The sequence below is a fragment of the Lelliottia nimipressuralis genome, from assembly GCF_041464075.1.
Classification (GTDB): domain Bacteria; phylum Pseudomonadota; class Gammaproteobacteria; order Enterobacterales; family Enterobacteriaceae; genus Enterobacter; species Enterobacter nimipressuralis.
Genome location: NZ_CP167172.1, coordinates 330360 through 344748 on the forward strand (window position 1 = coordinate 330360; position 14389 = coordinate 344748).

A 14389-nucleotide genomic window follows, 5' to 3' on the forward strand; every position below is an offset into this window, starting at 1 on the left:
ATGAGAATCGTTAAACGTTAATAGTGATCTGTGGATGTATTTTATATTAATAGATTGTTCTTTTATGTGAATTTGGTGTTTTGTTTTTTCCCGACGATAAAATATTGTTACATTTGGATAAATGAATACATTAAATATTTTTAAGTTGTGTTTAAGTTAAGGAGAGAGTGTGTCGCATTGGTTTTTAATTTAGCTTTCGCAATTTATGCGGTTATTACTCAGTCCAGGCTTTTTCTTATAGACGTAATTTTTAATTTTTTTTCATCGCCGATTTAATTCTCCCTTTCAGTGTGTCGTTTTACTTGAGTACCAGAGAGAAGAGCCTGACAGACAGGTTCACAAGGAGATTACTAACATGGCACTTTCTATTTTCACTAACGCGTCTTCCATGGCTTCTACTAACGCACTGAATAAATCCAACAGCATGCTGTCTACTGCAATGGAACGTCTGGGTACCGGTAAACGTATCAACTCCGCAGCGGACGATGCAGCTGGCCTGCAAATCGCAACCCGCCTGCAGGGTCAGAGCAATGGTATGGCTGTTGCACAGCGCAACATCTCTGACGCGACTGCGCTGCTGCAGACCGCAGAAGGTGCTTTTGATGAAGTGAGCAACATCATGTACCGCATGAAAGACCTCGCAACACAGGCAGCGAACGACACGAACGGTACTGAAGATCGCGCTGCGCTGCAGTCTGAAATGGACGAACTGAACGCTGAACTGACCAACATTATGGACAACACCAAATACGCAGGCGAAAACCTGTTCGGTGCGAGCGGTAAATTCGCTTCTGCAATGAACTTCCAGATCGGTGCATCTGAAGGCGAGAAACTGACTGTAGACGTGAGCGCAGAACTGACCACCGTGACCGGTTCCGGCGGTATGGGTGGACTGACTGCTTCTGGCGCGCTGACCACTGTTTCTGGCGCACAGGCGATGATCACAAGCGTAGAAGGCGCTATCTCTGAAGTGGGTACCCTGCGTTCTAAACTGGGTGCAAACATCAACCGTCTGGGCCACACCGCGGCTAACCTGGCGAACATGAAAGACAACACCGACCTGGCGCTGGGTAACATCCGTGATGCTGACTTCGCGTCTGAAGCCTCCAGCATGACCCGTAACCAGATGCTGGCCCAAACCAGCATGTCCATGCTGAAGCAGTCCAACAGCATGTCCGGAATGGTGATGTCTCTGCTGGGCTAATCCCAATCCGTTCGATGAAAACACCGCTGTAAGGCGGTGTTTTTGTTTGCGGCCTTTCCCCTTCCTGTCTTTTCCCATTCGGGGAAAGTTGCCTTCCCGGTAAATCGTAACTAACTGAATTAACTAAATTTAAAAACTGGCACGATGGTTGCATTAACTGAGCGTGGTTTAGCAACAGGTGCGAATGGAGACAACTACTATGGCAGATTTCAGCAGCATAGATCCGACGACGCTGGCGCAGTCGCTGGCGTCCTACGACATCATGTCGATCCAGAATCAGCTGAAGACCAAAACAGCCACGATGACGTCGCAGAAAAAAGCGCTGGACGCGCTTCGCACCGCATTAACCGATTTTCGCAGCGCCATTAAAGGGCTGAACAGCACCAATGACGGGATGTTGCAAAACAGCGCCACCGTCAACCGCGAAGGGATTGCGACCGTCACGGCCAACTCCTCGGCGCAGAAGGGCACATACAACATCGAAGTCGATCAGCTGGCGTCCGCCCATCAGATCGGTTTCGGCGATCTGACGGATGATGCCATCAATGATGCCACCGGCATGATGGAGATCACCCTCGGCGAAGGGGCGGATGCGAAAACCATCAACGTTGATATGGACAGTATCAACAGCCTGAGCGATCTCACCAAAGCCATTAATGGCGACGAAAATAACCCCGGCGTCACCGCTTCGCTGATTCGCACCGACGGCAAAGTGACGCTGATGCTGAGCAGCGACGAAAGCGGCGCAGCCAATAAGGTAACCGTCGGCGGGACGGCAGGTTTTGACTCGGCGAACGCCAAAGAGATCTCGAAAGCGCAAGACGCCAAATTCCGCATGGGCGAAATGGAATTTTCCAACAGCAGCAACACGCTGGATAAGCTCATCGACGGCGTGACCATCGAACTGACGTCGAAGACCGAAGCCGACAAGCCTCTGACCATCACCATCGGCACAGATACAGCGGCCACCAAAGAGCAGCTGCAGACCTTCATTACCTCATACAACACCCTGCAGGACACGCTGCAAAAGCTGACCAAAAGCGGCAGCGGCGACGGTGAAGAGCGAGGTGCGTTTGCGGGCGATGCCACCATGGCCTCCCTCGATCGCGAGCTGAACGACGTGCTGCGCACCCAGTTTGGCGGCAAGCGGATGTCCGATTTCGGCATCACAGCGGATAAAGACGGCAAGCTGGAGATCGACAGCAAAAAGCTCGACGCCGCGCTGACCGCCGATCCGCAGGCGCTGACGGGCCTGTTCAACGGCAAAGACGGGCTGATCGCGGCGGTGGATAAATCCCTCGACCGTTACCTCAATTCGACCACCGGCCTGCTGAAAGGTCGCCAGGAAGTGCTCGACCGCCAGCAGAGCGATATCGACACCAAAACCGAAGCCATGAATTCGCGTTATGACTCCTCGTATAACCGCTATCTGAAGCAATTTACTCAGTTGCAGCAGGCCATGGCCCAGATGGAAAACACCAAGAGTATGTTTGGTTTAGAGTAAGGAAAACAGAGCTTTTATGTACGGGAACGAACAGCAGGGCTTCGGCCATTACCAGCAGTCCGACTTAGCAATTCAGGCGGCGGCAGCGAATCCGCATCAACTGGTTTTGATGCTGTTTAACGGCCTGATGGATGAACTGGTGCGGGCAAAAAGCCACATCGCAGCGCGTCGCTATGACCGTAAGGTCCAGAGCATTAACAAATGCATCGACATCCTTAATGCCCTGACCAGCTCGCTGGATTTCGACAAAGGGGGCGAGCTGGCGCTGAGCCTGGCGAACCTCTACGACTACTGCGTCTATCGTCTGTATGACGCCAGCCATAAGCTCTCCGTTGAGCACGTTGAAGAGGTGGAAGTGATCCTCCGCAACCTGCAGGACGGCTGGGAAAAAATGGGGCAGCAGAATGGATGATCTACAGGTTATGCGTTTTCTGGCGCGTTCCCTGGAGCAGGCGGCTAGTCAGCACGACTGGCCGAAAATGCAGGAGGTCGACGCGCAGATCGCCGGGCTATTGATCTCCCTGCAAGGGCAGACGCTGACAGCGGAAAAACGTGAGGCGCTGACGGCACTGCGCACGGAGCATCAGCAGGTGAGCCAGTACAGCCAGCAGCAAAGCGATGAGCTGGCGCAGCAGATGGCCCGCGCGCGTCGCAACCGTGAAGGCGCAAGTGCCTACGCGCAGTTTGCCGATGTGGGAGAGAGAGGCTGATGAATCTGCTGCTCACGCCACTGACGTTAACGCCTGCCACCCCGGAGCCGGGAGCCATTGCCCCGGCGCTGCCCGCGACGGACACAGCATCGGCGACGATGCCGGGTACGCCTGTCGGCGAGCCCGCGCCTGCGGTGTTCAACGACGCGCTGCTCAATATCATCAATAACCTGTTGGGCGGTGAGAAAACGCGCGACACCACCATGGTGCTGGCGGGACTTAAGACGGATGACGAAGACGACGACGCGACGACTAACACCGCCGACCGCGCACAACCGGCGCCGGATACGCTAACGCCACCGCAGGCGCTGCTGGACACCTTGCTGATGGCAAGCCAGATGCCGGTCAAAACGCTGAATGCCGCCCCGGCCGCACCGCAAAGTGGCGAAGCGCTAAAAATGCAGACGCTGTCGGCGGGGCTTATGCCGCAGGCCCACGCGTCACAACCGACGCCTGTGCCCGCACCATTACCTGTGGCGCAGGCGCAGGCAGTCGAGCATACCAAACCGCTCGCCGCCGAGGTGGTGAAAACCCTGGCTGACGTGCTGCCTGTTGCAGGGCAACCGGTCGCCAGCGGGCAGACATTCTCGACGGCGATGGAGAAGCAAACCGTGCATTTGCCGCCGGTCAAACTGGACGCAGACGAAACCAAATGGGCGCAGCAGTTGCACAGCGCGCTTAACGATCGGCTGCAGATTCAGGTCAAAAACCAGGTGCAGCACGCCACCATCCGTCTCGATCCGCCAGAGATGGGCAAAGTGGATATCTCGCTGCAGATCGAAAATGGTCGGATGCAGGTGCACATCAGCGCCAGCAACAGCGAGACGGCGCGCGCGCTCCAGCAGATCAGCAATGAACTGCGCCAGAGCCTGACAGAGCAAAACGTTGTCCAGGTGAACGTGCAGGTATCTACCCAGTCCGGACAGCAGCAAGGACGCGGACAGCAACTGCCATCCCAGGCAGACAGGCCTGAAGCAGGGGCAGAGATAGCCGCAGAGGACGCACACTCCACTGACGGTACAGACGATTCAGTATTACTTACGGTTTAACTTATGACTTTGAAGACTTTTTCTTTAGGGCTGGTGATTGCCCTGATAGCAGCCACTTTTGCCGCCGTACTGACCGTCATGGGCACGCATTTGCTCAGCCAGGACGAGCATAAACGCTCCATCATTTCTGATTTCTTCAGCTCGTCGAAAGAGAGCGTGGTGGAGTTTGTCGAAATCAAAAACGTGGTTGTGACCTTAAAAAGCCCCGGCGATTCCGAGCGCTATCTGCTGCTGGAGCTGGCCCTGACCACTGATTCCGCCGCCGACACCAGCCGCGCGGAGGAGATGTCTCCGGCCATTCGCGGCGCGACGGTCAATGCCCTCTCGGCGATGGACTACGACGCGGTGCGTGAAATGAGCGTGGAAGCCCTGCGCGATAAGCTGATGAATGCCTACACGGCCCGCTTTGAGAGCCTCAATACGCGTATGCCGTTTAAAGACGTCATCATCAGCAAAATGGTTTTCCAGTAAGAAACGGTAGTCGACTGACATGATGGATTTTATTGCGGATGACGCGCTGACCCCGGCTGATGAAGCGAAGTACATCAACGCGTACTTACCGCTTGTGCACCGGGTGGTGAAGCAGCTCTCCTGGCAAACCAGCAGCGTAATGGACAAAGAGGACATGGAGCAGATCGCCCTGATGGGTCTGCTGACCTCCCTGCGCCGCTACGGCCACCCCGATGAGCAGTTTGGCGCTTACGCGGCTGCGCGCGTGCGTGGCGCGGTGCTGGATGAGCTGCGCGAGCTGGACTGGCGTCCGCGTCGGCTTCGACAGAAGAGCCACAAAATCAACGATGCGATCCGCGACATCACGCGCAAGCTGGGGCGCACGCCGACGTTTGAGGATCTCAGCGAGCACCTCTCCATCACCGCTGACGAATACCACGAGTATTTACTGCTGGATTGCGCCAGGACGCTGGAAAGTCTCGATGAATTATTAGGTGAGGATGCGCTGCACGGCACCCTCAACACCCGCTCGCTGGAGGACGAAATGGTCACCAGCGGCACGTTAAAGGCTGCGCTGGCGAGCCTTGATGAGCGTGAACAACTGATTCTGACGCTCTATTACCAGCAGGAAATGAGTCTGAAAGAAATCGCGCTGGTTCTCGATCTGACCGAGGCGCGCGTCTGCCAGCTTAATAAAAAGATCGCTCAAAAGATCCAGTGTTTTTTCCAGAAGTGAAAGGTATATGCAAAAGTTTCTCGGTATTTTCATTATTTTTGCCTGCGTTGTCGGCGGGTTTCTGATGTCCGGCGGCCGTCTCGCCTCGTTCTGGCAGCCCGGTGAAATCATCATCATTTTAGGGGCCGGTCTGGGGGCGATGGTGCTCGCGAATCCGCGTCCGGTTCTGGCGGAAATGTATCGTCAGTTTCGCGGCATTATGCGCAAAAACGAGTACACGGATGAGTATCAACGCCAGCTGCTGATGCTGCTGTTTGAACTGCTGGAGCTGGTGCAGGACGGTGGTCTGAAGGTACTGGATGCACACATCGAAGTGCCGGAAAGCAGCCCGCTGTTCCAGAAATATCCGCTGATCCTGCAGAACAAAGCGCTGATCACCTTTATCTCTGACAACTTCCGCCTGATGGCGATGGGCAAGATTAACGAGCACGAGCTGGAAGGGATTCTGGAGCAGGAGCTGGTGGCGATGGAAGAGAACCTGCTGCAACCGTCCCGCTCGCTGCAACGTACCGCAGAAGCGATGCCGGGCTTCGGTATCTGTGCGGCGGTACTGGGGATCATCATCACCATGCAATCCATCGACGGCTCCATTGCGGTGATCGGCGTGAAAGTGGCGGCGGCGCTGGTCGGGACCTTCCTCGGCGTTTTCTTCTGCTATTGCCTGATGGACCCGGTGGCGAACGCCATGGAGCAGAACACCAAAAAACAGCTCGCGGTGATCGAGTGCGTGCGTACCGTGCTGGTGAATCACGTGGCGGGCAAGCCCACGCTGCTGGCGGTGGATGCCGGACGTAAAATGCTGCCGCTCGATTCGAAACCGACCTTCGCCACGCTCGACGGCTGGGTGAACCAGATGACGGGTGAATCCTGATGCGCGGCACACGCGGAAAAGAACATACCACCATCATCAAACGCTCCTCGCGCAAAAGCCACGACACCTTTCATGGCGGGGCGTGGAAGGTGGCCTTCGCCGACTTTACTCTCGCGATGATGGCGCTGTTTATGGTGCTGTGGATCATGGGCTCGGTGACGGAAGAGGAGCGCAAAGAGATCGTCTCTCAACTCAACGGCGAGTCGATTTTTGAGGGCAACTCCCTGACGCCAATCACCCAGCCGCACGGCAGCGGCGGTAAAATTGCGGTCACGGAAAAACGCGATCGCGAAGCGAAAAAATCATCCGCAGAAAAACCGATGACTATTCAGGCGGGGCTGAAAGGCGAAAGCCTGGAGGACGTGAATAAGCGTTCCCAAAGGGAGATCGAAGATCTGGCGCGGATCATCATGAAGATCACCTCGGCCTACGATGCCCAGTCGAACCTGAAAATGGAGATCGTCCCGCAGGGGCTGCGGATCCTGATCACCGACGATCAGAAGCGCGAGATGTTCCAGCGCAGCAGCGCGATCCTGACGCCGTTCTTCACCCGTCTGCTGACAGAGTTCTCCCCGGCGCTCAACAAGATCGACAACAAAATCATTATCACCGGCCACACGGACGCTACCCGTTTCCGCGACCAGGATCTCTACAACAACTGGAACCTGTCCGGCGAGCGAGCCATGCAGGCGCGTAAAGTCCTGACCAGAGCCGGGTTAGCGCCAGGGAAAATTTTGCAGGTGAGTGGAATGGCCGATCAGATGCTGCTCGACCCGGAAAATCCGCTCAGTTCCTCGAACCGCCGCATTGAAATCATGGTGCTGACCCACTCGGCGAGCGAGTCGCTGTACCAGTTCTTTGGTCAGCACGGCGAGAAAGTGATCAAGCCGATCATTGATAAACTCTCGCAGAAACAATAGACGATTGAGTGATGTTGACCTTTATCCCTTTCCCGATCCTGCGCTGTATGGCGCTGGCTGCCGCGCTGATGGTGGCCGGGACTTTTCATGCCGACGCCGCGCCGCGGCGTGAGACGGTCTCCGAAGAAGAGGCCGCCGCCAAAACGCGGATGCGCAATCGCGCGGCGCTGCTGAAAAAAGCCCGCACCCGCATCGCCGTGGTGCCGGTGACGCCGGAGCAAAAGCGCAAGCTGAGCGAGGCGAAACGCCTTGAGCGGGTACAAAATCGCGAACAGCTGGCGATGCATAAACGCTGGCAGCCCGGAAAGCTCTCTACGGACATGATCTGGGAGCCGCTCCCCGTCGAGAAGATGAGCCCGCGCCTGCAGGCGTCGCTGAAAAAAGTGATTCATTTGCTGCAAGAGCAGATTGGCAAACCCTACGTCTGGGGCGGCCAGACGCCGGAGCAGGGCTTTGATTGCAGCGGCCTGGTGTTCTACGCGTTCACGCCGGTGCTGAGCCGCAATCTGCCGCGCACCGCCAACGGTATGTATCAGGACCGCACGCTGCGCCAGATAAAACAGGACAAATTGCGACGCGGCGATCTGGTGTTCTTCAACATCAACCAGCGCCCCGGCGCGGATCACGTCGGCGTCTATCTTGGGGACGGCAAATTTATCGAAGCCCCGCGCACCGGCCTGAATATTCGTATCAGCCAGCTTTCCGATAACTTCTGGCAGAACCACTATCTCGGTGCCCGCCGCATTTTAACTGACGAGGCTGTGCTCTGACGCGGCCCCCTTTTTCAGAACGATTGAGACATTTTCCATGACCCAGACTTGCAAAAAATTCGCCATCGACGACGGTTCCACTAACGTCAAAATCAGCTGGATTGAAAACGGCACCCTGAAGACCGTGGTCTCGCCAAACTCCTTCCGCAAAGACTGGAAGAGCGCGGCGCTGCTGCGCGGCCAGGCGGTGCACAACTACACCATCGGCACCACCAAATACACCTACGATGCCACGTCCGATAAGGCGCTCTCCACCACCCATATCGATTATCAATATGACGATCTAAACCTGCTGGCGGTGCATCACGCCCTGCTTCAGACCGGGGTAACGCCGTGCGACGTAGAGGTGATTGTGACCTTACCGATCACCCAGTTCTACAAGCCGGACGACTGTCAGCGTAACGAAGAACGCATCGAAGCGAAGCGCCAGAATCTGATGCGCGATATCACCCTGAACAAAGGCGAGCTGTTCCGCATCGTGGATGTGCAGGTGATGCCGGAGAGCCTGCCTGCGGCGCTGTCCCATCTGCTCAACTCGAACGTTAATGAATTTACCAAATCGCTGGTGATCGACTGCGGCGGCACCACCCTGGATATGGGCGTGGTGATTGGCGAATTTGACGATGTGTCGGCCATCTACGGCAACAACGAAATCGGCGTGGCGATGGTGACGGACGCGACGCGCAAACTGCTGGCCGCTGCCGACAGTGACTCCAGCTATCTGGTGGCGAATGAGCTGATCAAGCGCCGCCACGATCTTAACTTTGTAAAAAGCGTGATTAACGACGAATCGCGCATCGACGACATCCTCGAAAAGATTGAGATTAAAATTCAGGAGCTGGGCGATCAGGTCGCTTACGAAGCGAAAAAATTCGCCAAAAACCCGAACCGCGTTTACCTGGTCGGCGGCGGTGCGCACCTGATCGAAGGGGCGATTCGCGACGTCTACGCGACCCTCGGCGATCGCGTGGTGAGCATTGAAAATCCGCAGAGCGCCCTGTCGCGCGAAATCTGCCTGTACCACTCTGACGCCGGTGCGCAGACGGTCGAGGAGCCGTTAATGGCCGAGGTGGGTGACGATGTGTAAGGGACAGATTCGCCGCGTCAATCTGTCCCTGCACCTGACGCCAGACCAGTCGCGCGCGGATCTGCGCGCGATGCAGCAGCTGCAAAAGTGGCATCAGTCCATGGACAAGTCTGCCAGTATTGACGACACGAATATGGAGATCCGCGCGTTCCACCGTGACGTCTACCTGGCGGGCCTGCAGCTGCACCTGATGGACCCGTCCCTGTGCCACCATGTGGCGGAATCGCTGGGGCGCGAAACGCTAACGCTCGCGCAGCTGCTGGAGGAATTGACGCCGCAGGAGTCTGTGCCGGAAAAAGCGGTGGATACTTCCGCAGAGCAGCTGGCGCAGTTACAGATGATTCGTGACGAAGTTGCGGCCCTGAAGCCGCTGCTGGAGCAGCAGAAGCTGGCGTTACAGCAGTTAAGAATGGCCGGGAAAACGGCGGCGGAACCTGAGCGTGCGGCGAGTGGCAAAGAGGAGCTGGATTTGAGTCAGGTGGATGCGCCGACGGAGAAGATGAAGAAGGTGCGGCAGAAGGGCATTTTCTAACGGCTTGTGCCTGCTATCCTGACCCTCTCTCTATGTGAGAGGGCCGGGATGTGAGGACTAAACACGCAGCGATCAGGTAATGACCATCGGCCAGTCAGGCGGAGTATGGCTCATCGCTTCGATCATCACCTCTTTCATGTTGCCCCAGATCGTCGCCACGTCCACCATGGTGATACCCAGTAATCCCGTCGCGAACCAGCATGCAGCGCCCACGCCCAGTAAGGTGCTAATCACCGCCAGCCCCGCAAGGTCAGATTTACGAAATTGAATGTTCAGCGTGCTGGCTAAAAACATCAAAACCGCACTCAACAACGGCCAGCGCAGTAAAACCATGCTGGTGGTAATGGTCGCCATAAAACCAAATCCTCGAAAAGCGTGTGAACAACAATGAAACAGTGTTTCGCGTTACAGAATATGTGTGAACTATATCACATTTGTTCTTTTATTCGCCAGTCTCGTTGCGGCAAAAATGTGCGCTTTTTAACCCTTCTCAGTAAAAGAAGGGGTACGCAAAATATATCTTTGCAGACTAATCGTGATTTCATGTACGTCTTTATAACGAATTCATTGAGATACAAAAGTCTCTACAGCCAGGAGGGGTCTGTACAATATTTACAGTATTAGACCTATGGCTTATGCTTGAACGGACAATAAAATATACACAATTAATAATTCAGGTTACTGAATTCATTGCTTTTTATTCTCTGGTGTCACTTATTATTCACACACACATGCAATTTTTCACATATTTATGCGTTGCCTGGAATAAAAGCTCTCAATGAGATTATTCGAATCCTGAGTTATTCGTTGCGCCTGTTTTCTAAGTTTCAACGACCTGCGAATAAACATGATGAAAGAGACATGCCGCGAAATTGTTAACGACAGCATGCAGGCTTTGCATGCTTTAGCAAAATTGATGCCGCTGTTAACGTCCCAGTGTTCGCTGACTGAGATGCTGGAAACGATCAACCGCTCGCTGGGTTCGGCGCTGGCGTGGGTGAGTGTGGATGATGATAGCGGCTTGCCGCGCGTGGTTTGCGCGGGTGATGTCACCTGCCACTCTTTTGAAGTGACCGATTTTCTTGCCAGCACGCTGATGAAGCGTCATCACCGCTCGTGGCGCGCCATTTACTGGAAAGAAAATATTGGCCGCTCGCTTTTTAACGCCCAGCATCCGGGTTATGTGCAATTACAAAGCGGCGTGTTATGTAAACTCTCTTCCCGGGATGGCAGCTGCAACGGCTATTTCTTCCTGGGGTTTTCGCAACGATTGTGTGCATTACCGACGCTGAAAAATGTGGTGGTCGTGCTGGTCGAAAAATTAAAAGATTATTTTGCCGATATGATTTCCCGCGAGCGAACGGCAAAAGAGATGCAGCTGGTGGTGACGCAATACAAAACGTTATTTGAACGCGCGCCGGTATTAATGAACTCTTTTGATCGGCGTAATCGCTGCGTACTGTGGAATATGGAGTGTGAAAAGATATTTGGCTGGACGATGGCGGAGATCAATATGTATCCCGATCCTCTGGCGCTCTTTTATCCCGATCCGGAAGTGCGGCAGCGGGTCCGCGAATCGGTCCATGTGTCGCCTCTGAAAGATATGTACGAGTGGCATCCGATCCGTAAAGACGGGGAAGAACTCACCATTCTGTGGTCGAACATTCTGCTGCCGGACGGCTCTATTCTGAATATTGGTCTGGATATCACCGAGCGTAAAAAAGCCGAGCAGCAGTTGGCGCTGAAAGCCACCACCGACGACCTGACCGGCTGCTTGAATCGTTCGGCGATTTTACAGGCGCTGCAGAGCGCTCTTGAGCGCAATCAATCGCACGATAGCCCTTTCTGCGTGCTGATGTTTGACCTGGATTATTTCAAGCAGATCAACGACGAGTGGGGCCATCAGGTGGGTGATGCTGCGCTGATCCACTTCTGCGATCGCCTGCGCGAGTTAAGCCCCGCACATTCCGCGCTGGGGCGGGTTGGCGGAGAAGAGTTTTTACTTCTACTCTCAGAGGCGGACTGTGAAGCGGCTATAGCCCTCTCGACAAAACTGCGCGCGGCACTGCTGGAGCGGCCGATGTGGGTGGGCGATAAATCTCTGCTCCTCACCTTTAGTGCCGGAGTGGTGGAGGTCGGGCGTGGACAGCGCGATACCTCGTCGCTGCTTACCCGCGCCGACAAAGCTTTATATGATGCAAAACGAAGCGGCAGAGGGAAAACGGTGATTGCCATTGATTATTTATAAATCAATATCGGGGTAAGCCGTATCCAATAAGTCTGAAAATTCATGATCACGCTGAGCTTTTTTCATGCTGTCGTGAGTTTGGCTTAATCAATGATCCTCTGTTGTGTTATCTTAAAACTCACCGTTAAGTCTTGATATTTATTTTCCTTAATAAAAACGGCACGCATTCTTTAAGTTTGGCTTACGGACAAATAATATCGTCATAACCAAATATTGGGTTTCTGATGATAAAAGTCAGTTGCTAACTTCGCATGATTCATGCAACGTAATCACCTGTTTATCAAAGCATCCGGCCTTCATTACTACAGGCACACATATTGCAGGGATATAGGGCGGAAATGAATCGTAGCGCACGGCGCAAGGTGCTGAGGGTAGTCGGGATCATCATGGTAGTTTTGCTACCGGTGATGCTGGCGCTATGGTTTGCCCAGCTAAGAGCCGTCACCGAAACAAGCAGTCAGCTACGCTCCTTTGCGCAACTCGCTTTAGATAAAACTGAACTGGTAATTGAACAGGTTGATTTAGCCCGCGACGCCGCCGAAAAATATCAGGGAGAGATTTGTTCCCCCGCCCATCGGCAATATATGTTGAACGTTGTGCGTGGCCGTCTGTATGTGTCCGATTTAATTTATGCCGAAGGCCAGCAGTTTCTCTGCTCCACGGTAATGACTCCCGATAAGCCGTATCTGATACCTGACGCCAATTACAAACGAAAACCTGACGTCTCTATCTATTATTTCCGCGATACGCCCTTTTTTGCTGGTTATAAAATGACTTATATGCAGCGCGGGAATTATGTCGTCGTGGTCAATCCGCTCTCATACAGTGAAGTGATGTCGACAGATCACTCTCTGGCGTGGGGCGTATTTGATACGGTGACCAATGCCTTCTTTTCCGTCAGTCCACGGGCCAATATTTCTTTATTACACACGCTCGTCGGAAATGTGAGCGCGCCATTTCAAAAAGACGATCGTTTTTACACCATCGTCAGCTCAGCGAAGCGGCCTATTGCCGCGATCGTCTCAACATCCAATACCCGTTTTTATGAAATTCTTTACCACCAGGCCACATTGACCCTGCCGCTGGGGATGATTTGCAGCATTATTATTTTGCTGGTCTGGTCGCGCACGCACCGTGAATTTAATTCGCCAGGACGGTTATTGCACCGCGCACTCAATAAGCGCCAGCTGTGCGTTCATTATCAGCCGATCATTGATATTAAAAATAACCGCTGCGTCGGCGCCGAAGCGCTGCTGCGCTGGCCGGGGTTTAATGGCCCGGTGATGAGCCCGGCAGAGTTTATTCCGCTGGCGGAAAAAGAGGGGATGATTGAGCGCATTACCGATTATGTCGTCGAAGAGGTGTTTAACGATCTCGGAGATTTCCTCGGCAACAATCCGCACCTCTATATTTCGATTAACCTGTCGGCGTCGGATTTCCACTCGTCGCGCCTGATTGCTCTGATCTCGGATAAAGCGCGGCATTACTCCGTGCGGGCGCAGCAGATTAAAATTGAGGTAACGGAGCGCGGATTTATTGATGTGCCGAAAACCACGCCGGTGATTCAGGCGTTTCGCCAGGCGGGTTATGAGGTGGCGATCGATGATTTTGGCACCGGGTATTCGAACTTGCATAACCTCTATTCGCTCAACGTCGATATCCTGAAAATCGATAAGTCGTTTATCGATACCCTGACCACCAACAGCACCAGCCACCTGATTGCGGAACACATCATTGAGATGGCCCAGAGTCTGCGGCTGAAAACCATTGCGGAAGGGGTGGAAACGGCGGAGCAGGTGACCTGGCTCCTCAAGCGCGGCGTGCAATATTGTCAGGGCTGGCACTTTGCGAAGGCGATGCCGCCGCAGGAATTTATGACCTGGCAGCAACAGCCTGTCGGCGTGCTGATCCCGCGCACGAGTTAATTCAGCTGGTGGCGGTAGTCGCTCGGCGTGCGGTCGAATTCGCGACGAAACACCCTGGAGAACGTCTGCTGCGACACATATCCCAAATCCATCGCAATATCAAAAATCGGACGCTTGGTCGTGCGCAGAGCCTGTGCCGCCAGCAGTAACCGACGCTGACGGATGTAATCCCCCAGCGTCTGATGCATAACGGTGCGGAACATCCGCTGCAGATACCACTTCGAATAGCCCGACTTTTTAGCGACAGCGTCAATATTTAACGGTTGGTCGATATGTTCATCAATCCATTCAATCAGTGTCTGAATAATTTGCTGATGCGACATAAGGTTGCCCCTCTTTAGATACAACTTTCTCTGTTGATTCGTCGTTTTCTCTGCGGGGGA

16 protein-coding genes are annotated in these 14389 nt (G+C 54.2%); 14 read left to right on the forward strand and 2 right to left on the reverse strand.

The features are described 5' to 3' along the window. Nucleotides 1-355: 355 nt before the first annotated feature. From ACB496_RS01565 to ACB496_RS01620, 12 genes are all read left to right on the forward strand, one after another. Nucleotides 356-1204 carry a flagellin gene (locus ACB496_RS01565; protein ID WP_123429890.1) on the forward strand — a complete coding sequence of 283 codons (849 nt, stop codon included), beginning with the start codon at nt 356-358 and terminating at the stop codon, nt 1202-1204. Nucleotides 1205-1388: 184 nt separating this feature from the next. After that, a complete protein-coding gene (gene fliD / locus ACB496_RS01570) occupies nt 1389-2708 on the forward strand; it encodes a flagellar filament capping protein FliD (protein ID WP_371974164.1) in 1320 nt (439 codons plus the stop codon). A 16-nt stretch (nt 2709-2724) separates the two neighbouring features. Then, entirely contained in the window at nt 2725-3120 is a 396-nt protein-coding gene (gene fliS, locus ACB496_RS01575) for a flagellar export chaperone FliS (RefSeq protein ID WP_100778003.1), read from the forward strand. Beyond that, nucleotides 3113-3418 (forward strand): hypothetical protein, encoded by a 306-nt coding sequence (locus ACB496_RS01580; protein ID WP_371974166.1) that lies wholly within the window; start codon nt 3113-3115, stop codon nt 3416-3418. Before fliS ends, ACB496_RS01580 begins: the two co-directional genes overlap by 8 nt. Next, on the forward strand, nt 3418-4467 hold the full coding sequence (locus ACB496_RS01585) for a flagellar hook-length control protein FliK (protein ID WP_371974168.1): 1050 nt from the start codon (nt 3418-3420) through the stop codon (nt 4465-4467). The genes ACB496_RS01580 and ACB496_RS01585 overlap by 1 nt, the downstream gene beginning before the upstream one ends. 3 nt (nt 4468-4470) lie before the next feature. After that, complete coding sequence (gene fliL, locus ACB496_RS01590) at nt 4471-4938, forward strand: flagellar basal body-associated protein FliL (RefSeq protein WP_100778001.1); 468 nt, start codon at nt 4471-4473, stop codon at nt 4936-4938. Between the two features lie 22 nt (nt 4939-4960). Then, nucleotides 4961-5653 carry a FliA/WhiG family RNA polymerase sigma factor gene (locus tag ACB496_RS01595; RefSeq protein WP_164971819.1) on the forward strand — a complete coding sequence of 231 codons (693 nt, stop codon included), beginning with the start codon at nt 4961-4963 and terminating at the stop codon, nt 5651-5653. A gap of 7 nt (nt 5654-5660) precedes the next feature. Further along, nucleotides 5661-6524: a flagellar motor stator protein MotA gene (gene motA, locus ACB496_RS01600; RefSeq protein WP_100777999.1), complete on the forward strand. Its 864-nt coding sequence runs from the start codon at nt 5661-5663 to the stop codon at nt 6522-6524. Then, nucleotides 6524-7444, forward strand: a complete 921-nt coding sequence (gene lafU, locus ACB496_RS01605) for a putative lateral flagellar export/assembly protein LafU (protein WP_102105717.1) — start codon at nt 6524-6526, stop codon at nt 7442-7444. The genes motA and lafU overlap by 1 nt, the downstream gene beginning before the upstream one ends. An 11-nt stretch (nt 7445-7455) precedes the next feature. Then, the gene (locus ACB496_RS01610) at nt 7456-8214 is read left to right on the forward strand and encodes a C40 family peptidase (RefSeq protein WP_371974170.1); all 759 of its coding nucleotides are present in this window, start codon (nt 7456-7458) and stop codon (nt 8212-8214) included. Nucleotides 8215-8251: 37 nt separating this feature from the next. Next, nucleotides 8252-9301, forward strand: coding sequence for a plasmid segregation protein ParM domain-containing protein (parM, locus tag ACB496_RS01615; RefSeq protein WP_371974172.1), 1050 nt, complete (start codon nt 8252-8254; stop codon nt 9299-9301). Continuing rightward, the gene (locus ACB496_RS01620; protein WP_371974174.1) at nt 9294-9833 is read left to right on the forward strand and encodes a hypothetical protein; all 540 of its coding nucleotides are present in this window, start codon (nt 9294-9296) and stop codon (nt 9831-9833) included. Before parM ends, ACB496_RS01620 begins: the two co-directional genes overlap by 8 nt. A 72-nt stretch (nt 9834-9905) precedes the next feature. Here ACB496_RS01620 and ACB496_RS01625 read toward each other — a convergent pair whose 3' ends face one another. Next, nucleotides 9906-10187, reverse strand: coding sequence for a YjcB family protein (locus tag ACB496_RS01625; protein WP_100777994.1), 282 nt, complete (start codon nt 10185-10187; stop codon nt 9906-9908). 496 nt (nt 10188-10683) lie between these two features. On the opposite strand from ACB496_RS01625, the gene ACB496_RS01630 reads away from it, so the two are divergent. Together ACB496_RS01630 and ACB496_RS01635 are read left to right on the forward strand one after the other, a co-directional pair. Further along, nucleotides 10684-12081, forward strand: a complete 1398-nt coding sequence (locus ACB496_RS01630; RefSeq protein ID WP_371975202.1) for a diguanylate cyclase — start codon at nt 10684-10686, stop codon at nt 12079-12081. A gap of 338 nt (nt 12082-12419) precedes the next feature. Then, entirely contained in the window at nt 12420-14006 is a 1587-nt protein-coding gene (locus ACB496_RS01635; protein ID WP_102105722.1) for an EAL domain-containing protein, read from the forward strand. On the opposite strand, the gene soxS is transcribed toward ACB496_RS01635, so the two are convergent. Then, complete coding sequence (soxS, locus tag ACB496_RS01640) at nt 14003-14329, reverse strand: superoxide response transcriptional regulator SoxS (protein ID WP_100777992.1); 327 nt, start codon at nt 14327-14329, stop codon at nt 14003-14005. The genes ACB496_RS01635 and soxS overlap by 4 nt on opposite strands. Nucleotides 14330-14389: the final 60 nt, after the last annotated feature.